The organism is Burkholderia lata, from assembly GCF_902499335.1.
Taxonomy (GTDB): Bacteria; Pseudomonadota; Gammaproteobacteria; order Burkholderiales; family Burkholderiaceae; genus Burkholderia; species Burkholderia lata_B.
Genome location: NZ_CABVQK010000010.1, coordinates 228,894 through 250,193, shown reverse-complemented (window position 1 = coordinate 250,193; position 21,300 = coordinate 228,894). Strand labels below are relative to the sequence as shown.

Annotated in this window: 15 protein-coding genes; 6 read left to right on the top strand and 9 right to left on the bottom strand. The window is 55.9% G+C overall.

Going from position 1 to position 21,300, the window contains the following annotated elements; genetic code table 11:
• Window positions 1–3: 3 nt before the first annotated feature.
• Genes BCO18175_RS25410 through BCO18175_RS25400 form a run of 3 tightly spaced genes read right to left on the bottom strand, consistent with a single transcriptional unit; the run spans window position 4 to window position 3,522 of the window.
• Window positions 4–1,536, bottom strand: a complete 1,533-nt coding sequence (locus tag BCO18175_RS25410; protein WP_174985243.1) for an LTA synthase family protein — start codon at window positions 1,534–1,536, stop codon at window positions 4–6.
• Window positions 1,533–2,324, bottom strand: coding sequence for an SDR family NAD(P)-dependent oxidoreductase (locus tag BCO18175_RS25405; protein ID WP_174985241.1), 792 nt, complete (start codon window positions 2,322–2,324; stop codon window positions 1,533–1,535). The genes BCO18175_RS25410 and BCO18175_RS25405 overlap by 4 nt, the downstream gene beginning before the upstream one ends.
• Entirely contained in the window at window positions 2,317–3,522 is a 1,206-nt protein-coding gene (locus BCO18175_RS25400; RefSeq protein ID WP_174985239.1) for a capsule biosynthesis protein, read from the bottom strand. The genes BCO18175_RS25405 and BCO18175_RS25400 overlap by 8 nt, the downstream gene beginning before the upstream one ends.
• Window positions 3,523–4,316: 794 nt before the next feature.
• Here BCO18175_RS25400 and BCO18175_RS25395 point away from each other — a divergent pair.
• From BCO18175_RS25395 to BCO18175_RS25375, 5 genes are all read left to right on the top strand, one after another.
• Window positions 4,317–5,474: a hypothetical protein gene (locus BCO18175_RS25395; RefSeq protein WP_438820512.1), complete on the top strand. Its 1,158-nt coding sequence runs from the start codon at window positions 4,317–4,319 to the stop codon at window positions 5,472–5,474.
• 443 nt (window positions 5,475–5,917) lie between these two features.
• Complete coding sequence (locus BCO18175_RS25390; protein WP_174985237.1) at window positions 5,918–7,873, top strand: DUF4214 domain-containing protein; 1,956 nt, start codon at window positions 5,918–5,920, stop codon at window positions 7,871–7,873.
• A gap of 6 nt (window positions 7,874–7,879) precedes the next feature.
• Complete coding sequence (locus BCO18175_RS25385) at window positions 7,880–10,807, top strand: glycosyltransferase (RefSeq protein ID WP_174985236.1); 2,928 nt, start codon at window positions 7,880–7,882, stop codon at window positions 10,805–10,807.
• A 6-nt stretch (window positions 10,808–10,813) separates the two neighbouring features.
• Window positions 10,814–12,436 (top strand): glycosyltransferase family 4 protein, encoded by a 1,623-nt coding sequence (locus tag BCO18175_RS25380; protein WP_174985234.1) that lies wholly within the window; start codon window positions 10,814–10,816, stop codon window positions 12,434–12,436.
• A gap of 193 nt (window positions 12,437–12,629) precedes the next feature.
• Window positions 12,630–13,748 carry a glycosyltransferase family 4 protein gene (locus tag BCO18175_RS25375; RefSeq protein ID WP_174985232.1) on the top strand — a complete coding sequence of 373 codons (1,119 nt, stop codon included), beginning with the start codon at window positions 12,630–12,632 and terminating at the stop codon, window positions 13,746–13,748.
• 66 nt (window positions 13,749–13,814) lie between these two features.
• Here BCO18175_RS25375 and BCO18175_RS25370 read toward each other — a convergent pair whose 3' ends face one another.
• The 4 genes from BCO18175_RS25370 to BCO18175_RS25355 form a co-directional block, all read right to left on the bottom strand.
• The gene (locus BCO18175_RS25370) at window positions 13,815–15,512 is read right to left on the bottom strand and encodes a hypothetical protein (protein ID WP_174985229.1); all 1,698 of its coding nucleotides are present in this window, start codon (window positions 15,510–15,512) and stop codon (window positions 13,815–13,817) included.
• 291 nt (window positions 15,513–15,803) lie between these two features.
• Complete coding sequence (locus BCO18175_RS25365; RefSeq protein WP_174985226.1) at window positions 15,804–16,700, bottom strand: WcbI family polysaccharide biosynthesis putative acetyltransferase; 897 nt, start codon at window positions 16,698–16,700, stop codon at window positions 15,804–15,806.
• A gap of 22 nt (window positions 16,701–16,722) precedes the next feature.
• On the bottom strand, window positions 16,723–17,838 hold the full coding sequence (locus BCO18175_RS25360; RefSeq protein ID WP_174985223.1) for a GSCFA domain-containing protein: 1,116 nt from the start codon (window positions 17,836–17,838) through the stop codon (window positions 16,723–16,725).
• A 679-nt stretch (window positions 17,839–18,517) separates the two neighbouring features.
• Complete coding sequence (locus BCO18175_RS25355) at window positions 18,518–19,465, bottom strand: glycosyltransferase family 4 protein (protein ID WP_174985220.1); 948 nt, start codon at window positions 19,463–19,465, stop codon at window positions 18,518–18,520.
• On the opposite strand from BCO18175_RS25355, the gene BCO18175_RS25350 reads away from it, so the two are divergent.
• The gene (locus tag BCO18175_RS25350) at window positions 19,466–19,819 is read left to right on the top strand and encodes a hypothetical protein (RefSeq protein ID WP_174985218.1); all 354 of its coding nucleotides are present in this window, start codon (window positions 19,466–19,468) and stop codon (window positions 19,817–19,819) included.
• An 8-nt stretch (window positions 19,820–19,827) separates the two neighbouring features.
• Here BCO18175_RS25350 and BCO18175_RS25345 read toward each other — a convergent pair whose 3' ends face one another.
• Both BCO18175_RS25345 and BCO18175_RS25340 read right to left on the bottom strand, forming a co-directional pair.
• A complete protein-coding gene (locus BCO18175_RS25345; RefSeq protein ID WP_174985215.1) occupies window positions 19,828–20,481 on the bottom strand; it encodes an ABC transporter ATP-binding protein in 654 nt (217 codons plus the stop codon).
• The gene (locus BCO18175_RS25340; RefSeq protein WP_174985213.1) at window positions 20,478–21,269 is read right to left on the bottom strand and encodes an ABC transporter permease; all 792 of its coding nucleotides are present in this window, start codon (window positions 21,267–21,269) and stop codon (window positions 20,478–20,480) included. The genes BCO18175_RS25345 and BCO18175_RS25340 overlap by 4 nt, the downstream gene beginning before the upstream one ends.
• Between the last annotated feature and the right edge of the window lie 31 nt (window positions 21,270–21,300).

Below are 21,300 nucleotides of genomic sequence, written 5' to 3'. Positions count from 1 at the left end.
CTTTTATGTCGCTTTCTCGGATGCGTGCGGTTCTTCCGTACGATTTCCGTCGTCTTGTACCACGCTCAGCAGTGCCGCCCCAAGCTCTTCGGCGGCCAAATTCCGGCATTTCACCGCAACTGCGCCGTAATTTCGCCAAATGAAGTAATCGCTGCGTTGCGGGGTAACGCCCAACTTTTGGAAAACATGAGGCAGAGCGGGAACGTGATCGCCGTAAAAACAAACGACCGTTTCACGATTGCTGGTGCGCAGATAATCGATCAGGCGCCCGATCATTGCGTCCGCATTTTCAATGTGCCGCAAATATGCGGTCAGATCGCGCCAGGATGCGTCCTCGCCAAGAGTATGCCGTGAAGACGATTCACCAGGCAAAACCTGCTCGAGATGCAGCGGGCCGTGATTTTCCATGGTCATCGCAAAGACAAAGCGCGGGCGGTCGCCACTGGCCGCGTCGAGTTCCGCGATGATCGACTCGGACACTGCGGCGTCCGCCACGTACGGACCGGCACGGGACGCCGATGCGAAGTGGCGGATATCGAGAAAACGCGTAAAGCCGAGCAACGGAAATACCCGGTTCCGCCCGAAGAAATCGGCGTAATAGGGATGAATCGCGACTGTATCGTAGCCGCAACGGTTGAACCAGGATGCGAGCGAAGCGATTTTGTTTCTTACAAATGCGTAGGGATAGAAGCGCGCATACCCGAGCGAATGGGATTCCGTGCCGGTCAGCACCGCGAATTCCGTTCGCATGGTGTTTGCCCCCCACGCAGGCACCGTCATCTCGCCATGCCAGACGGCCTCGCGACGCGCGTCGTCGAAGCGCCTGAAGAGACTCGGTTCGACCGCCTCTCCGAGCCGGCGTGCATCGAAGAACGATTCGCTCTGGATCACGATCACGTCAGGGCGCCGCGTCGGCTTGCCGGTTGCGAACGGCCCGGCCGCAACGATCTCGCGAAACCGGCGAAATGTTGCAGGCCGCAGGCCGTTGAGCAGATAGGCAACGAACACGGCGAAAAAGCCATGTCGACGCTGGTCGGCATCGGGATCGAGTGTCAGCGGCATACCGGCAGCCACGAACGCGGCCAGCACGAACGACAGCACCACCGTAAGCCAGACCAGCATGCCGGAGCCTGCAAGCACGGGGCGCTCGACGACGAAGCCCGCGATCACGAGCACGATGCCAGCACCGATCGCGATAACCTTGCCTGCGCTCAGGAACGGCAGGTAGAGACGGGGATGCGAGAACAACTGACTGAATAGGCTCAGATCGGTAAAAACGAACGGCTCGCGCAACGACTCGTACTTCGCATTGCTGACTGCGGCGACAAGACCGACGAGCGCTATCGCCGCGCAGGCCGAAAAAAACGGGCGCGACGTGACCGCGAACACCGCGTCGAACAGGAAGACTACGGAAAGAATGTGAAGCACTGACGACAGCAGCGGCCGCCGCAGCGGCGCGCGCGGGACGGCGATCGCATCGACCGCAAACGACAGCGCGACGGCGGCCGTCAGCGTCACAGCGAGACGCGCGCTCAATTGGCCCGGTCCTTCGACGGCAGATAGGAAAGGCGGTCGAGGATCGCGTCGGCGAGTGCGGCAGGCAGGATTGACAGCAAGCGCATGCCGAACGCGAGCAGCCCAGGGAATGCGATCTCACTGTGGCCCGCGTCCAACCGGCGCCGGATGTATGCAGCCGCGCGTTCGGCACTCTGAAGGAACGGCTTGTCGCCAGGAAATACGTCGCTCATCGCCGTCTTCACAAAGCCGGGCAGGATCACCGTAACGCCAATGCCGTTTCGCGCAAGCAGCGGCCGCACCGAGTCGCCATACGCTTTGATTGCAGACTTGCTTGCGCAATAGGCCGGCGAGATCGCCATGCCGCGCAGTGCAGCGATCGAACTGACCATGGCAACGCGGCCGCGCCCGCGTGCGCGCATACGTTCAATGACGGGCAGAACCGTATTCAGCGTACCGTAAAGATTGGTGTCGATGACGCGCACCGTACGCTCAAGCCCCTCCCAGTCTGAGGCCGACGCAATCGTGCTGGCAATGCCGGCGTTTGCGATTAGCAGGTCAATCGGATGAAGGGCGTCGAAATCGTCAAGCCAAGCGGCAATAGCCGCCGCGTTGCACACATCAATTGCCACGGTCTCGACAGCAGCACCACGGGAGCGGCAGGCTGCCGCGGTTTCAGCGATCCGCTCGCAATCGCGACCGACGAGACCGAGCATGATGCCCGGTTGCGCATAGGTGAGTGCAAGGGCCCGGCCGAGGCCTGCGCTCGCGCCCGTAATGACGACGTGAACAGGCTCGCGGCTACGCATCCACACAATCCAAACGGTCGACCGCGCCCTTCACCGCCATCGCAATGCCGGTGTGCGTATAAAAATCGCCGTTGATCTGAGTGTGATGCATCACGTAGTCGAGAAAGGCGTGATAGAGGACCATATTGGGCGGTTCGCTGTTGCTCCAGAAGTCATCCAGCCCTCCCTGCCAAGTCAGGCCGCGCATATTATATATGGCAGTGCCGAGCGCCATTAAAGGGCGCTCATGGTGCAAGGCAGACAAGCCGACCGTACTGTTGACCACTACGACGCCGCGCGAAAACTGCAGTAGCGTAGGCAGATGACCGGAATCGATAAAGCGCAGACGTCCGTCAATACCGACTGCACGTGCGAGCGACATCGCGAAGCGCCGGTATTCGATCAACCCGGTGTCGAACGGATGATTCTTGATGACCAATGTTGCGTCTTGCGATGCGTGCTTCGCGAACGACCGGATCACCTGATCAATGGCATCGCGCACGCCGTCGAAAGGCGAATGCACAACGATCTGCGCGTCGGAATTCAGTTGCAACGGAAACAGATAGTACGGCCGCCCACAGTCGAGCAACTCTCGCGTAACCGCCTCAGCCTGACGGTGATGCCTGCCCCGCAACAATGTACGCACCGCCAACCCCGTGTATTCGACTAGTCCGTTACGCGGACGATGGCTCCGGTAGCACGGGAACCGCCAAGCCAACAGTGTGTTCGCGATACGGTATGTGATGTCATGAAAGACTCGTTCGAATAGGTTGTACCCTGTTGCCAGCCCGGGTTGCGCCGATGGAACATGTCCTTGAAACTGCAGGATATTCTCGGGATTGGTCGGCATCAGCGATCTGCCGTTGACGCCGTGACGCTCAAGCGTAATCCAGTGCGGACGAATATAGCCTTCCTCAAAGACGTACAACCGAAGGCCATGCCGCTCGGATACCAAATGCATGTGCTGGTGAATCTCGCGGCAATCGCCGAACATCAGGACGTCCGTAATCCCCTTCTGACGAACGAGAGCCGCATACCAATCCGGGAGTTCGGAAGTCTTCCCGCGATAGTTGATAACTTCCGTCGTCCGGCCGTACAACCAGTCGCCGCCACAGAAATTGATGCGGCATACCGCGTGACCACGGGCGGAGAGCGCCTCCGACAACCGACTGAAGAACAGGGAAGCCGTGCCTTGCAGCACAAGAAAAGAGCGAGGCATCGAAATATCAACCAACCGGGCATCCCGGGGGAATCGCCCTCATTCATCGAATCGGGCTCTGGAATTGGCATTCATCGCGCCGGGATTGCTCGCGATTCGCAAGGCCGCCGAATATAGCATTCCAAACTGAGCGCCCACAAGGCAGCAGACGAAATATGTGGCGCATTACAACGTCCCGGTCGAGGTGCCTTCCGTCACGCCGGCAATTGCCCCGGCACGCCCCGCCTGCGCGCTCGAGCACGTGAGGCAAACGCCCCCCCTCCCGGGTCGCCGCGCGCCCGCACTCGAGCCAAATCCAACCCTGCTTGTTTTTTATTTTTCAAATCAGACAATTGGCCGGAATAATTTTGAGTGCCGTCAATTTTCGATAGCACCCACATGGAGCGCGAGCGACAGCAAATGGCCCGCCAGCGGAGCGACGATTACACACCATGTGGATATAGTCACAAACTTTCTGTTATGTGCAGCCACATCACAGCGAATTCGCCCCCTGTTGAACGCCACCGCACAATAGAACACAAAAGTGTCAGCTACGAGTGATATCGTGCACTCAACGCAGCTATAATTTCGCGCGCAGCCGTCCCGCGGAACTCAGCGTGACATGGACAGCAAGATCGCGACCCCGCTCCGGCCTGTAGTACGAAGAGCCAGGAACGGTACATGATTGTACGTCCCGGGATGCGCACTAGGCAGTCTGCGCCCAGCCTGAACAGCACCCCGGATTTCTGATTCGCCCTCCGCCAGACAACGATGCTGGCAACGAAGTGAGGGCACCACATTCCTGCGGAAAAGAGTTGGAACAGATCTCTAGCAACACTGCAACGAACAATCAGTCGACGTCAGCCAAGCACAGCCTGATCGATAGATTTAAGCGCATGAATCGGCTGTTTGTAATCTCGGTCATCGTTCCGACTATCATTGCGATCGTCTACTACGGCCTGATCGCCTCCGATGTGTATGTCTCTGAGTCGCGCTTTATTGTAAGAAGTGCATCTCGTCAGAGCTCCAGCAGCGTCATGGGCGCCCTGCTGCAAGGGGCTGCCTTTTCCCGCACGCCGGACGATGCTTACTCCGTCATCGACTATATCCAGTCGCGTGATGCGCTTCACGAACTCAACACCAACAGCAGTATCGCAACCGCCTACTCTACACAGGGCGATATCTTTAGCAGGTTCCACGCAAGCCTCGACGGCAGCTTCGAATCGCTGTGGAGATACTACGGCAAGCACATTGTGTCAGTGAATCTGGATTCCGCATCCGGCATCGCGACACTGCAGGTGCGCGCCTATACCGCCAATGAGGCCGCCGACATCAATAAGAAGCTTCTGGAGATAAGCGAACGCCTGATCAACGAGATGAACAAGCGTGCCGCGGACGACACTGTGCGATTTGCCCAACGCCAGGTCGACGAAGCCGCAGATCGAGCCAAGGCAGCCGCAGTCAATCTGGCGGCATATCGAAACGGGAACGCGGTTTTCGACCCTGAAAAGCAGTCAGCCTTGCAACTTCAGCAAATCACGAAGCTGCAAACGGAGTTGTTCAGCGCTCAGACCCAACTTGTGCAACTGCAGTCCATCGCGCCGAAGAACCCTCAGATTCCGGTGCTGACGCAAAATATCGCCATGCTGCAGAAGCAGATCCACGACTCCACCGGAGATGTCACTGGCAACAAGAGCTCGTTGTCGGCAAAAAATGTCGCCTATACGAAGTTGCAACTGGATTCGGAAGTGGCCAATAAGCAACTTGCCTCGACCATCTCCGCACTGGAAAATGCCCGCAGCGAGGCAGAGCGAAAGCAACTTTACCTAGCTCGGCTGGTTCAACCGAATACCCCTGACGTCGCAACCGAGCCCAAGCGCATCAGATCGATATTCGAGGCAATCGCACTCGGAATGATTGCATGGGGAATTTTGAGCCTGTTGCTCGCGGGAATTCGCGAACATCATGATTGATCTGTTGCGACACCATATTCTCGGAGAGCTGCTAATATAGCGAGCCATTTAAACACGATGACGCAGGCAGTTCAGAGCCTGCGCCATCCTACGAAAAGAACGGCGGAGAGGCATCTCTTGGCTTGCGGAAGCGGTAATGCGCGAGCTTTATCTGCAAAGTAGTCGGTTGTGTCTTTCCGGCAATCAATCTTTCGGCACCCAAAATTCGAAGTCGCCTCCTCGCTGGATGGCAATGCGGTACGTACGCTCCCGCCGAGCTTACTCAATGACTTGCTTACACGGCCGAGAACATATTTCCACAACGAAACTCCGATCATCGCGCGATATTTCCCCGAATCGCGACAATCGGAATTTCGCTCTAGCCCCCTCATCGGCACGGCAGATGGCAGGCAGGAAGTTCACGATTTTTAATTCGGCAATTACCTTCAAGAAGGTTCAAAACCATGCAGCCCACTGAAATCGCTCACTTCAAGAACCGAATCCGACAGGTAGTTGCGAAGCAAGCCAACCGAGTCCTGCAATCCAAACTCGAGAAGGCGGTCGATCCGACGCAGGTGCATACCGGCGGCCCGGATTCGATCGCACCCGATATCGAGCGCATCAAGCAGATTGCCATCGAGTTGCGCGGCGCCGTTCATGCGTCAGGCGGCACACACCATCACGCCACGCTCGAGCCGCATCCGCTGCCGCCGTTGCCCAGTGTATCCATTCCCGCCCGGTTCGATCTCGCCTACCCTGCACTGCCCACTTATCCAAGTTTCGTCGACTTCTTCGACGAAAGCCACGAACGCTTCCTTCACCGGTTGTTCACCCATCTCCTGCACCGGGAGCCCGATGAAGCTGGCCTCGAGCATCTGCTCGAACAACTCCGGTCGGGCGACTCCCAACTCGAAGTCCTTCTTCACATCTGGGCATCGCAGGAACGGAAACTACTCGGCACGCAACTCGCAGGAATACGGCATGCGAAACGACGTCTGTTTCTCTCGAATCTTCCTGTAATCGGCCGCCGATTTAAAAGCAAGCTCGGGCCATCGGCCTCGGGCAAAAAGCCAATCCAGTTTTCCGCGACGACGCTCCAGCAGTATGAAGACGAGGGGTTCGTCCGCTCAGCCTATCGCATCATCTTGAGGCGTGAACCGGACACCCAAGGCCTCCGTGACTACCTGAATCAGATCCGGTCTGGCATCTCAAAGGTCAAGATCATTCAGAATTTACGCGCAAGTCGCGAAGGACGGGAGGCCGCGACCATTCTCCACGATTTCGCCTACGCGAGCGTAGTGGAAACGCTGGAGGCAATCCCCGTGATTCGCTGGATCGCTTTCCCGTTCATCGTTCACTATCGTACATATCGCGTCGCGAAATTGGCTAAGCTGGCCAATAGCACCTTCATCGCGAATACCAATGCCCGCGCCGCAGCCGCAGATTCCGCATTCCAGCGGATCCTGATTGCCATCGGGGAGCGCGATCAAATCTCGAATATCCAGGCCTGTATTGCACGTGACGCGATCACGTCCCTGCAGGGGAGCATCGATGCTACATCCAAATTGATTGCCGAATCGGCCAAGCGCTCTCCGTGGATCGCCTACGACGAACGAATCCGGAAGCTCGAGAAGAAAGTGCAATCGGATCATGATCATCTCGCGCGACTCGTCCAACTCGAGGACAGCGCAAAGCGCTCGGACGACATCCATCGCGTCGTCTTCAGCGCCATCGACGACAGCAGGAAAACAAGTCAAGCCTTCGCCCTCGAGCTGAAGCGCGAAATCGATCTTCTCCGCCAAGACATATTCGACACCGCCCGCGTCGTTTCCGCCGTAGCCGACACCCCACAGCCGAGCGCACACGGCACTTCCGGCCCGGCCTCAAGCGTGCAATCTACACGCACGGAAAAGCCTAGCTTGTCTGAAGGCGACGTCAGCAGCGCATCGGCGACACACGACCGGTCACTTACAACCTTGCTGGATTTCATCGCGGAAAACAACGGAGTTCGCGATTCAGAGATTGAAATGTTGCAACAGGCAGTCGACGTACTCCGGTCGAACGTCGACCACATCGCCAAGGAGCGCAAACGCTCCGCGGAACAACCTCAGTGGATCATGTACGACGAACGCCTCCGTGCGCTCGAAAACAGGATCAGTCGCATCGAGCAAAGCGTACATCGAACGAACAACTTCCGCGAATCGAGCGGCTCCACCGATCAGGCCCAACTGCTTGTCATCGCACGACAACTGGATTCGTTCAAGCAGGCGCTGGACGACACGTTGACGAAAATCTCTGCGACGGTCGGTCACGCGAATGAGGGGGCGACTTGGCAGATTCCTCGAGATACGTCACATGATGTGCACGCGGGCCCACAAGACTACGCAGTCATCGATAAAAAAGCGCAAAAAAAGGCATAAACGATCATGAATATTTTGATTTGCAATGAACGGCTTCTGTTTCGCTTTGGCGTCGATCGACTACTCCTGATTCTCGCTGAGAATCTTCGCAAGCAGGGACACCACGTTACTGTGATTGCGAACAACTTCAACGAGTCCGTGGTGAAAAATGCCGCCGATCAAATCTATCGAATTCCGGATGGTGCCGAGGCCTACATCCAGCTAGACACTTTTACGTCAAAGTGGATCAACAGGGCATGGGACGAGCTGTTCTGGAAATCGAAACCTGACGTCGCAATTATCGGTGGCTGGCCATTTTTCTCAACGATTCCGGTTCTCGAAAAGCATAACTGCCGGACCCTCTTCATCGATTGCGGCTCCGTCCCGCTCGACGGATTCGAGGGGCACGCTCGTGAGATTCAGCTTTACCTGAAGGAACTGCGCAAGAAGCACTTGCCTAGTCTGACCAGGATTTCGCCGATCAGCCAATTCATCGCGACATCGCAATCCGCGATCGACGCCCCCTCGGTGTCATCCAAAACGATCCTGCTCGGTGCGGATCACATGACAGACGCGATCTGGGACGATGCGGCCCAGAATTCCGAATCGCTGGCGTCGCCGATCCTCGATGCCTCGAAAGGTAAAAAACTGAACGTCATCAACTTGGGGCGCTGGGAACCCGGCTGCTACAAGAATTCCGAATGCGTATTCGACATCTCTACCGAGCTGTCGCAACGGAACATCGACCACAACATCTTCGTGCTGGCCGACCCCCAGCAGTTTGAATGCCCCGCGTCTACACGAGATCACGTGCACCCAGTCGGCTTCCCGAGCGATCTGCAACTGCAGGATCTGATGAACGCCTGTGACGTCGGTATTTCCGTGTCGACCTGGGAAGGATTCAATCTTCCACTTGCGGAGATGCAATGGTTGAACAAGCCCACACTGGTTTTCAATGTCGCCGCCCACCCCGAGGTCGTTGTTCACCCGTGGTACCTGTGTGCGAATACAACCGAGATGGTGGACAAACTCGCCTATCTGCGCGATTCCGCCGACGTCGTTGCCGCCGATCACTGGCCGGAGAGGACGGTGTTTCATCGGGATTTCCGCTGGCGGCGTGTCATCGGGCAATATGTCGACCTCATCCGTGACCTCGGTCACGCCCGCAGGAAGGTCTTGATCGACGTGAGCAACGCCGCGATTGACCCGGCCAACTCCGGCGTCATTCGTGTTACCCGACGACTCAGTCGCGAGCTACAACATTTTGTGGATCCTGTCTTCGTTATGTGGGATCCAAGCATCAAACAGTATGTGTTCCCGACGGAGCATGAGTACAAGCAGTTGTCGCAATACAATGGCCCGGTCGCGGGGAATGCCTTGCCGCGCTCTCCGGCGGGCAAACGCACACTGCTGAGCGACCGTTCGGATCTTTATCGCGGCAACAATACGTGGCTTCTTCTGACTGAAACCATATTCGAGAAGAACGGCGTCAACATTCGAAAGTTCTGCATGCAGAACGGCATCCGGACGGCGGCCATCTTCTATGATGCGATCCCCGTGCTCCGCCCCGACTACGTCAAGGACTCTGCCATTCGCGAGAACCATGCGGACTACATGCGAGGCATCTCGCATTGTGACGTGGTCGTTCCCATTTCCCAATTCTCGGGCGACTGCCTCGATACATTCTGGAAAGCGAACGATCTCGCCGGGTCGCGGGTCCGTGTCAACGCCCTGCCCGGCGAGTTCGGTGGTACGTCCCGAGTTGTCACCGCGGTCAACTCGTCGTCCGAAGGGCCGACGCGCATTCTCTGCGTCTCGACGCTGGAACCCAGAAAGGGGCACAGGAAAATACTTTCGGCCCTGCGAATACTAGCGAAGGACCATCCTGATTTTGACTGGGAAATCACGTTTATCGGGAATCGATATGCAGGGGCTCAGGACATTGCCGACGAGATGACGGCATTCTGCCAATCCGAGCCTCGTGCGAAATGGCTCGGTATCGTCGACGACGACATCTTGCGTAGGGCCTACTCCGATTCGACACTGACGATCTACGCCTCCGAAATCGAAGGTTTCGGCATGCCCATCATGGAAAGTCTGTGGCACGGCAAGCCCTGCATTTGCCACTCGGATGGCGTGATGCGTGAGCTCGCGAGCGACGGCGGCTGCCTGACGGCAGATATGACAACACCCGGCCACATCGCGGATGCCTTGTTCAAGGCGGGCAGTGATCGGGGACTGATGCAACGTCTGACTGAGCAGGCCGGTAAACGTGCCATCAAGAACTGGCAGGAATACACGTCCGGCTTTCTCGAGATACTCGACGAATCGACGGATACCGAGCACGAAGATACCGACGATGACTGCGTGCAGGCGGCCATTGGTGAATCGCTGTCGCTCATTCGTGACTACGGCATCAGCACCGCATCGCGTATCTTCCTGAATGCTCTTTTCAAGCGGGTCTCGCTTGGTAGTACGCTCATCGTGACCGACAAGCAGGTAGACGCGTTGATACAGGTACCCGATGGGCGCGCAGTATTCGCGTTCAACCCGGACGACAAATCGCACGACGTCCGACCGGGTGACGACCACGTCATCCGCATCAGTGGACCGATCGATATTTCGCTTCCGCTCGTGCTTGAAGAACTCGATGTCCGGGGCCCCTATCCGGATTCGATACTGGTCGTGTCCGATGATGAGCGCCTTGTCGCTCAAGCCCTCGACATCGCCCATGCATACGCGACGAAGCAGCCGCTCGCCGTTTATCTCGAGACGAACTTGCCGAACATGATCAGGCTGCAACGGCACGCGGTCTTTCAAAACGATCGCATGTCCGTCGTTTCCAACGACCGCCGAAATCCGGAACCGACAGGCGATATCGTGTCGCTCGGTGATGGTGACTCAAGAAAGCACGTCGTTTTCTCGATCGTGGACACCCTGAAAGCCGATCACTGAATTGCGATGAAGATACTTATCTGCTCAAACGTCTATCCGCCGAAGTTCATCGGTGGCGCCGAACTGATCGCGCACCAGCAAGCGGTCATGTTGAAACACGCCGGACATGAAGTCGAAGTGTTTTGCGGGGACATTCGCGAAGGTTACCCCCGACATAGCTTACGCACCGACGAACTAGATGGAATCACGGTCCACCGTAATCGGCTGACCGGCGAAGATTTCCAGATCAACCTGCTCAGCTTCAACCACCCGGAAGTTGAAGACAATTTTCGTGCGGTCATCGAGCGCTTCAAGCCCGATGTGGTGCATGGACATAATCTGATCGGACTGTCGACGCGCATTCTCCGGATCGCTAAGGATGCCGGTGCGTTTTGTGTCGTCACGCTCCATGATCATTGGGGATATTGCCTCAAGAATACGGCAATGCTTGAGGATGGGCAGCTTTGTGATGACTTCACGGCCTGCACGCGATGCCACGGCCCACTAGACGACGGACGTGGCAGAAACATACCGATCCGGCTTCGCCAAGGGCATTTCCGGATCTTGTTCGACAGCGTCGACGCCTTCATCTCCCCTTCGGCCCATTTGGCAAACTCCTACTTGAAGGCTGGCTTCCCGGCGGAGAAGATGCACGTCAACTGGAATGGCGTCGACTTCCAACGCTTTTCCAATATCGAAAGACGCGCAGCACCTGCCGTGCGCTTTACCTTTGTTGGTTACTTCGGCAAGCACAAGGGCGCCGCCACCCTGCTAAACGCGCTCGCGATCGTCAAGAACCATGTCAACGTTCACGTCAATCTGATCGGCGAAGGCGAGCAGCGTGAAGAATACGAACGCTTGGTTACCAGCAATGGCTGCAAGGATCTCGTGACATTCTGGGGGAAAATCCCGAATGAACAGATGACTTCCGTTTATGAAAATACCGACGTGCTGGTTCTTCCGTCGATCTGGCCTGAAAATCAGCCGGTCTCGATCACGGAAGCCATGTGCTCCGGAATACCGGTCATTGCATCGCGAATCGGCGGCATGCCGGAACTTGTCAAACATAGTGTCACCGGTTTGACCTTCGAACCCGGCAACGCAAGCGACCTCGCCCATTGCATAGAAGAAATGGCGCGCTCTCCGGAATTGCGTACCCTGCTCGGCGTCAATGCGCAGGAAGCCATGCGGTTCAATGCCTTCGAGATGCAAGTTTCGCGCCTCGTTCATATCTACAGGCTTTCGATCGATCATTCTCGAACACCCGGCCCGGCAGCGCGGATTCTGTGCATCGGAGACAGATTCGACCAGTCGTTTGCCACGATTGTCGAAGCCACCCATGAATGTCTCGCCGAAGAAATTCGCCCTGTCTTCACACACCATGAATGGATCACTCCGACGCAACTCCGAGAGTTCTCGTTGATCTGGATTACCGAGAGCAATGGCGATCTGAGCAGCGTGATACGCCAGAACCTAGACATCAGGGTGCCAGTAGTCTTGCCTCAGGCAAAACTCAGGGGACTGCCCGCAGAACACGGGCTTCCGGTGTGGTTCGCGTATGAAGACGCCGCCGAAGCACTGGCATGCATTATCGAATTTTCACGAGATCACGCCAGTCGCCACATGTCAAACACCGAGTCGATCAGTTAAGCATCACTGTATTTCAGCCGGTTGCGAACGCCTCCGGGTTGGCTTGCTGCTCATGCGCGGCAAGACCTGACGTGACAGGCTGATACACGACTCATCAACCGCGACATCGAGATGGACTCCATCACGGTGTCGCCCAACTTTGACTGGATATGGCGCACCTCGCCCAAGGTTGTCTTGCCACTATCGCGAATTCATGAAAATTGCCTTCTGCGTCGACGCCATTACACCACCTCTCACCGGCATCGGTCGTTACACGTATGAGTTAGCCAATCATTACCTGGCAGATTCATCGAATTTCGCTGAGCTGAAATTCTTTCTCCAGAATCGTTGGATCGAGAACCCGAACGTACTGTTAAGCAATCTCGTTCAAACTCGACACCGAAAAGGGGTGCTTGCTCAAACGGCACGGAAGTTCCGGCGCTGGCGACTGAACCGTCAGGCAAGACAGTTCCTGTTTCACTCGCCCAATTACTTTCTTCCGGATCTGGCCGACTCCGGAATCTCGACCATTCACGATTTGTCGGTATTCAGGTATCCCGAGGCACACCCCCGCGAACGACTCGCCGATTTCGAAAACCGGTTTGATTCTACGCTCAACAGAGCACAACACCTGGTCACGGACTCCGAAGCCACACGAAAGGAAGTCATCGACTACTTCGGATGGCCGGACCATCGCGTTACATCGATTCCACTCGGCGTGGCGACCGATTTCCACCCTCGTGACAACAGCGATCTGCAAAACTACCTGGGTTCAACCGGACTTAGGTTCGGATCATATTCACTGTGCGTATCAACGCTGGAACCGCGCAAGCGAATTGATTACCTGCTCGATGCCTACTCCAGCCTCCCCGACGACGTACGACGGCACTACCCGCTGGTGTTGGCAGGCAGCAAAGGCTGGTTGAGTGACGCGCTACATTCTCGCATCGAGACCTACCAGCGCGACGGATGGCTCCGCTATCTCGGGTTTGTTCCCGAATCGGCGCTTCCGCTCCTTTACTCCGGTGCACGCGCCTTCCTGTACCCGTCGATTTACGAGGGATTTGGACTCCCTGTCCTCGAGGCGCTCGCCAGCGGCATCCCGACCTTGACTTCGAATCGCTCATCCCTCCCCGAGGTCGCCGGCGGCGCAGCGTGGCTTGTGGACCCCGACGATACCGAAGCGTTGAAGCAAGGCATCGCAAAAATCCTCCTTGACGACGAGTGGCGGCGAACCGCAGTGTCCGCGGGCTTGTCGGTGGCCAGCCGCTTCACCTGGAAGCGCTGCGCAGATCGGACGATCGAACTCTATCGGCAAATCTCTCAAGAGTAGTCACTAGCGCCGTCACAATGAAAAACCTGATCGCGGTATCCAGCGAGAATGCAGGACGACGCCACGTCAATGCGCAGCCCACTTCGCCCCGTCACACACCGCCAGCACAGTCGTTGTACCGCTGCCCGTTAACGGCTTCGCGTATTGCGGCATCGCTGCGTCGGTCACCAAGTAAGTTGAGCCGATCGATGACTGGCCGCATGCGGGTAGAGTTGCGACCGTTGCCTGAGGCATCGCCTCGGGTCGTGCTCCAGCTCCGGCCGCCTGGATCCAGCGCGCCCCATCATGAACCAGTACCAGCACAGCGTTGCGATTCGCCTGAAATTTGCCGCCGTTGTCCACAAACAGCGAATCACGGCCGTCACCCGAATAAACCGTCAACGCATCGCGAAATATCAGCGTGATCGTCCGTCCTGCCCAACCGCCGCCGAGATACCGCAATCCGGCGGCCCCCTTCACCATAAATACCTCACCATTTGACGGAATATTCAAAATTTCGCGCGATATCAGTTCGGGTATTTTTAGCCCCCCAGAGGAGAGCCCCCCTTCCTGCTTACCCGTTAAATTTAGGTTATCCGGCCCGATATTAACATTTTCTGTCGAAACAAGCGCAGAAATACTGACATCGTTATTCGCCAACGTATTCCTATCGAACATAACAATTGAATCCGGGCCCCGAATCACCAATATTTTTTTGGCATTGAAAAACTCTGCCCCGTACACCTTCACGCTTCCACTTTCAACGTAAATATGCGTCGAATTATGATTAAATCGCATCCCAGATAAATCAACGATTTGACTGGGATTCAAATTAATACGCACCCCAACAGCCTGACTCCAGGAAACATTTCCCATTCCTGAAAATCCATTCAGATTTCCGTCAAATCGCCACCCCTCAGAATCAGAAGACTGCTCGACGTTATCCGCAAAGTTGTTGACCGCACTAACTGTACTGACATTCGCAAAGCGAAACGATATTTTGTAGCCGTACGAGAAATTATTGACGAGAACTGGACCATCAACGGTATCGTGAAAATTATACGCAATGCCCGACCGCCGATTGCGCAATGGGCCTCCCGATGATGCAATCGTTGCGAAAGGCCACATATGGCAGTTGGCAATTCGAGCGACATCGTACACACGCGTGAGCTCGATGCCATTGTTATTATCGCCGTACAGCGAATTGATCAATGGCCGCTGATAGCCCGCATCATACACAGCTCGGTCGAATCCGAGAATCGTGACGCGATCCACCGCGGCGTCATCGCCGCCGATCGTAATTGCCGTTCCTGCGTACGATTTGCTATCGGGCGCAGGGAACGTCATCCCTGCGCGAAAAATCTGCATTGCCCGAATACTCGCACCGGAAGACAAGACAATTGTCGCCGTGGGACTCACACTCATCACACCACAACGCGAGTTAGCATATTCGACGATCGAATTGCTGCCGTTGGTTCCCGGCGTTGCGCACTCACCCTCGAGTGAAACACCGGGTGGGACAACCAACTGTCGCTCAATCAAGTATTTGCCGGTTACCTTGACGCGGCCTCCACCGATCAGGCCGCGCATCTTTTTTTCGAGACAGGCAGTCGAGTCCTCTTTTCCTGTCGCATCGCAGATGGCATCTTCGCGGCCGCCGTGCTTTCGATCCGTACCCGCAACCATCTCTGGACCGGGCACATCAACTACCTGCGCGACCGCATTCTTTGCAGCGAAAGCAGACAGGCCAACCATCACGGCCACAACCGATCCAACATGTTTCATAGGGAGTTCAGCACGCAGGTCCGAGAATCCAGCAAATATCGGCATCGGTCTCGGTACATGCCTTGTATGGCCTCTTCGAGTACGCCCGCCGAATACAGTCGTAGACTACCGAAAAGATGCATCGTTCGCCAATCGCGTCGGCTGCGGAAGCGGTCACGGACAATCGGCATAGCTGCGTGCTGGTTTGCGCCAGCGCCTCGTCAAGCGCGTGATCCACCATTGGGTTCGAGCGGATCAAGCGGCCGGCATGCGACACCGACCGCAACTCGACGCCTGCCCTACCAGCACCACTCAAGAGCGTGAGTCGGAAATCAGGTCCTGTATGACTTTCCGGGCGAAGCGGATCGAGGAGTCGACGAGAAGCTCATCACGCTCCAGCGAACGATAGATCTCGTACGCATTTTTCGCAAAGCGATGGATGTCCATGTATCTCTCCGCCTCGCTATTGGCCGCTCGCTTGTAAGTACGAAAACGGTCGGCTCCCTGCACTCCAAGATAACGCCCAATTTCGGGGTATACCGGGCAACCATGCTGATCGTCGAAGATATCGTCGATCTCGCCTTCGACCGGCGAACCAGGCTCAAGGCCTGCTGTTTTGGCGGCATGCAGTGCAAACTCACCGAGAATAGCGACGCTCGGGTGATTCGGTGTATGCATGAATGCACCGCGCGAAATCCAGTCGTCCCAGCGTGAACGCGCGAACTCTTCGAGCTGATAGGGGCGCAACAGCTCAAAGAATACTTCCTTGGCTGCATTGAAGTGATGAAAGTAACCGAGGCGGTTAAATATCAACGCATTGGCAATATTTGCCGCCTGCGTATCAGGCAAACCAAGCGTATAGGCAGCCGCAATAATTCTGGAGTGATAGACCTCGATCGGAGAATTCAGTGGTACCCCGCGATGCGGAATGATGATCATATCGGGATGAAAACCGCTGAACACCAATGGCGGGATAATTACGACATCCCTCGCAATTTCCCGCAGCGCATCTTTCGAAAATTCTTCCATGCCGTGATCTGGCAGGATTTGCGAAATAATCAAATCCGAGTCTTTCAGATGGTTGATTATTTCGTTTCTATTTGACGTTGGCTGCACATGATAACTAGATACTTCTACCACGGGAAATTGCTTTCGCAAATAGGCGGCCATTCCCACGACTTGACAGATACCTACAAGAGAGATTTTCATGATTCGCCTGTCGTTTCGGGGATTAGTTGCCGAAGTCCTGATCAAGGACTTCTTCATCACAAATAATATTCTGAAGCTGTTTCATGTGCTCCGCGGTTGATGTCCCGCCCGCCGTCGTGAATGCCGCATGATCCGGGCGAAAATCTGCGGGCCGAGCGGAAGGTGCCGCGGCATCGAAAACCGTTGTGTCGGTACCGCCAAGGTAGTGACGCTTGAACAGGCGCATCACGTGCGCCACTCCCTCTGGCCGTACTTCCCGGAGATCGTCCTCGAAATATGACGAACGAGCATATGCCCCGGTTATGATTTCATACGAGGGGAAATAGGCCACATTTGAATGGCAGCGCGACGCGTCCTCGGCAACAACACGCAACGCCGACTTGCTATAGCAGGTCGAAACCAGCACATGGCGCGCTTCATAGGTTGCGACCAAAGCGACCGGCGAAACGGTCAGGATGATCTTGATGGCTGGATTGACGCCCCGCAGCAGCGAGATGAACTTGGTCAAATCCTCTTCCATCTCCCGAACCGTAAAATTCCGGAATGAAATCGAATCCCCCGCATCCGGATTGGCAACCACACCGGGAGCGATCGGGAAGACAGCACCATCGACATCCGAGACCCATCCCTCCGTCAACCCCAACGTAAACACAAAAACGTTTGCGCGCTCGAACATTTCGCGCACCGCCTTGAAGTGTTCAATACGATCGGATTCAACCTCTCCACGACTGGCAAATCCAGACTCCTGTACCCGCGGGCGAAACGGATCGACCGCGCGACCATCTGCCCGCCACCATACTGAATCGACCGGATGGAACAAGCCGTAAGCCCGGAGGAATAACTGCAGAAGCTGACGCACGGTGTAGATATTGCCGAAGCGAGCCGGGAATACACCGTATCCGTCGTCAACCGCAGCAGTGGAGCGCGGGGCACTCTCCGTCACCAGATAGTCGTAACCTTCCGAGGTCAACGTTCTCGATATGTGCTGGGCGAAACAACTCCCTGCCGTCGCGATCTTGTCCCCGAGATTGATCGGGAACGGCGCCGACACTACCGGATCCACTTCACCGATGTTCAGGCTGGACACCGATCGTTTCCAGAAAGCGTAGTCCGGTTTACCGGAATAAGGATTCTTCATGTTTCCCCTTCACATGTTCTGACTAACACAACCCATCTTTCCCCCGGGGGGCCCATCTTTGGCGTGAGTCACCAAAGTATGAGCTTCGCGGAGCTGAATCGCTACGTGTACGGACCGACCGATGACCTGCCCGGTCGGATGCTCATGGCCAACCGCACCAAACGGGAACGTCCGCCCCGAGCCACTCTCGGCAAACTCGACTCCCTTCCAGGCTGGCCTGTGACGAGGGCGCAATCGGGCTCACTTCACAAATTTTCATTTGTCTGAACACATGCCTGCACCCGAACGAACGAATCGAGCGATTTTGAAGATTTTACGTCGCAATAGACGAAGAATATCAGCAAAATCTCGCAATAATTGTGTCGGCGCGACGACGACGCCAAAATCGTTAAATTTCGGCGAAAGATTGTTGAATGTGCTTCGATTGCCGTCAGGCGATACGTCACGTCGAGGTCGGGCACCTGCGCTCGCGAAACAACCTCGTGTCGGCCCCGCTGCCGTTCGTTGCCTAATCGTCGCCACCCCGGCGAAGGCTATCGGCCGGCCTAGTCAAGCTAGATCTCGCGATTGGCGCGACGACACTCACGCCGGGCGCCTGCGGAAAGGCAACACGCAATAAATTTCCCCCCGGGGGGTTGCCCCGGCCAACCATGCCATTGGCCAGGACAAGGCCTGCCAGTCAAGCCAGTTCGTTCAGATGCCTGATCAGCCAATTCGTGCTCTCCCGCCAGTTGAGCAACCTCATTCGGTCAGTCGCGGGCGCTCTTTCCGATTCTGAATCATTCATCCATTCGAGTATTCGATCCGCGAACTGAATCGGATTGTCGTCGCAAAAATACGATGCTGACTCTCCGGCAATTTCTCTGAACACCGGCAGATCCCGCGCCAAGATTGGCATTCCGTAATGCATCGCCTCGACGAGGGGCAGGCCAAATCCCTCCGCCATCGACGCCATCACCAGTCCACCCAGATTCTTGTAGAGCCATCCCAACTGGCCGTCGCTGACATCCTCCAACCAGATGATCCGCTTGCCGTTCTCGGGATGCGCACGCAGACGTGCGGCAAACGATTCGACATTCCAGCCCTGTCGCCCCGCCACGACCAGTACGACATCGAATCCTCGCCGCCACAACTCCTCCACAGCGCCCAGCACTTGGTCATGTCCCTTTCTCGGCTCGACGGTGCCGACCATCAACAAGGATCTCGCGAGCGCGGCTTCACTTCCGCTGCCTCGCACGACCGCCGGCTGAATCGGCTCGATTACCTCCTCACCGAATGACGTGCCAAGATAGAACCAGCGAAAATTAATTTCGTCGTCGTCAATGCCGAATCTCGATGAAATCCAATGACGAGCATCATCCGCTACTGCATTCGAAATACAGCAAAGCATATCGGCGTGAATCGAAATTGACCTCAGCCACCTTTGATAACTATTTCTACCTTTCTTCGTGAACCACTGCGGATATAGGGCCGGAATCAGATCATAGACGACAAATACGCACTTTACTCCGATCTGTCGCCAAGACAATAATTCACGCAATCTCGCCGGGATGATCCGGCTACTGAAGTCCAGGCCGAGAAAAATGTCGCCGCATTGAACATTTACCGGAAGATCGAGCGTCCGCATTTGCAATCGATCGTCGTCTCCAACCGGGCACTGAAGCTCGACATGGCGATAGCCCAGCTTGCGCGTGGCTCTGACCAGCTTAACCTCAAAGCCATCCGGGGGGGCCCGCAACAATTCGATAGCGACGGAGCGGACAACGCGCTGAATGCCTGTTCCCGCGTCATGCATGGCGAAGATCGAGACATCGACGAGCAACCACCTGCCCCTGCGCTGCGGTTCCGGTTGGACGCGCAACGACGCAATGCCTTGGCGGGCGTGTTTCACCCAAGCCTCGTGGTAGCGAACGGCGAGCAACTGGAGAAGATGCAACCGCACCGTTTTCCACATCACAAAAAGATCAAATTCGAAGGTTAAATATTAAATTAATTAGAACTAGCCTGGTAAAATTCGTAGGCTTCGCCGACATGATCGAATTGATGCAACTTCCCTTGAACGAGAACCGCGGCACGATCACAATGCTCTCGAATGTATCCGGCATCGTGACTAACGATAATCAACGCCCGATCACTCCGCTTTTCAAAGAGCTCGGCGTGACATTTTGCATGAAACCTGCTGTCACCGACAGCAATGATTTCATCAATCAGGAAGCAGTCGAATTCGATAGCCATCGATAACGCAAACGCCAGACGAGCACGCATACCTGCCGAGTACGTCTTGACAGGTTCTCTCAGGTAATAACCCAGTTCGGAAAACTCCTGAACAAACGGCTCGGCCGCCTTCGAATCGGCGCCATATACCCGACAAATGAAACGCAGATTATCCAAGCCGGTCAGACTGCCCTGGAAGGCTCCTGCAAATGCCAGCGGCCATGATACGCTCATGCCACGTCGAACCATCCCGCTGGTCGGCGGTTCTGCACCACTAACCATCCTGATCATGGTCGACTTACCGGCGCCGTTGCGTCCGAGAATACCGATTTTCTCTCCGCGCTCAACCTTCAGGTTGATGCGATCGAGAACTGCGCGCGAACCCTGGCGGGTCCGATAGACCTTAGTGACGTTTTCCAGTGCAATCATTCAGGTTCGACTCGCTTGCCTGTTTCGGCCACCAGAAACAGGCCGACGAGCATTAAAATGGCATCGAATATCACAACGTAGGACACGCTGTAATGCGGTTTGACGAGATCACCGAAATAGCCGGCCCGCATCATTTCCACTCCATGCACCATGGGCAAAAACAATACATACTGCTGCATTTTCTTCGGCAACCAGTCGACCATAAATAGCGCACCGGAAAGCGCGAACAGCAGATAAGAAACCGTATGCCAGATCCGTTCCGACATCTCGCTACGCTCACTCAATGCTCCAATCGCAAATCCAAGTCCGATTGCAAAGAATGCAAGCAGAAACCAACCCATGAGAATCAAACTGATGTCACTTGGCATCGACATGATGCCGAGCGTCACAAATAATATCGTCAACGTGAATATCGAGATTGTCGCGCCCGCAATCTCCAGTATCGCCCGGGAAATGAACAAGTCGATCACGCGTACGTTCCGGTGAAACAGGAGGCTGTGATTCGGGAGAATGGCGAGACAGCATCGGTTAACGCAATTCCGCCACAACAGGACTGACGAATAACCGGACAGGGCGAAGGCAGCAATCGGCAGACCCGAGCCGTGAACAGTTTTAGTAGCCGTCCACAATCCGATGACACCCAACGTAAACATCATCGGCTCACCAAACAACCAGACGAACCCAACGTTGTGCCTTCCATAGCGCGTAATGATTTCCCGCATCAAGAGCGCACCAATCACTCTGATCTGAATTTCGATAGATCGTCTAAGTGGAGTATCGTGCTTCATTCCGTATAACCCGTCTCTACCCGGCAGCACC

Coding starts and splice junctions, on each gene's coding strand:
- BCO18175_RS25385 (WP_174985236.1), top strand. CDS start 7,880: ATGAATATTTTGATTTGCAATGAACGGCTTCTGTTTCGCTTTGGCGTC.
- BCO18175_RS25400 (WP_174985239.1), bottom strand. CDS start 3,522: ATGCCTCGCTCTTTTCTTGTGCTGCAAGGCACGGCTTCCCTGTTCTTC.
- BCO18175_RS25405 (WP_174985241.1), bottom strand. CDS start 2,324: ATGCGTAGCCGCGAGCCTGTTCACGTCGTCATTACGGGCGCGAGCGCA.
- BCO18175_RS25375 (WP_174985232.1), top strand. CDS start 12,630: ATGAAAATTGCCTTCTGCGTCGACGCCATTACACCACCTCTCACCGGC.
- BCO18175_RS25340 (WP_174985213.1), bottom strand. CDS start 21,269: ATGAAGCACGATACTCCACTTAGACGATCTATCGAAATTCAGATCAGA.
- BCO18175_RS25370 (WP_174985229.1), bottom strand. CDS start 15,512: ATGAAACATGTTGGATCGGTTGTGGCCGTGATGGTTGGCCTGTCTGCT.
- BCO18175_RS25345 (WP_174985215.1), bottom strand. CDS start 20,481: ATGATTGCACTGGAAAACGTCACTAAGGTCTATCGGACCCGCCAGGGT.
- BCO18175_RS25360 (WP_174985223.1), bottom strand. CDS start 17,838: ATGAAGAATCCTTATTCCGGTAAACCGGACTACGCTTTCTGGAAACGA.
- BCO18175_RS25355 (WP_174985220.1), bottom strand. CDS start 19,465: ATGCGGACGCTCGATCTTCCGGTAAATGTTCAATGCGGCGACATTTTT.
- BCO18175_RS25380 (WP_174985234.1), top strand. CDS start 10,814: ATGAAGATACTTATCTGCTCAAACGTCTATCCGCCGAAGTTCATCGGT.
- BCO18175_RS25390 (WP_174985237.1), top strand. CDS start 5,918: ATGCAGCCCACTGAAATCGCTCACTTCAAGAACCGAATCCGACAGGTA.
- BCO18175_RS25365 (WP_174985226.1), bottom strand. CDS start 16,700: ATGAAAATCTCTCTTGTAGGTATCTGTCAAGTCGTGGGAATGGCCGCC.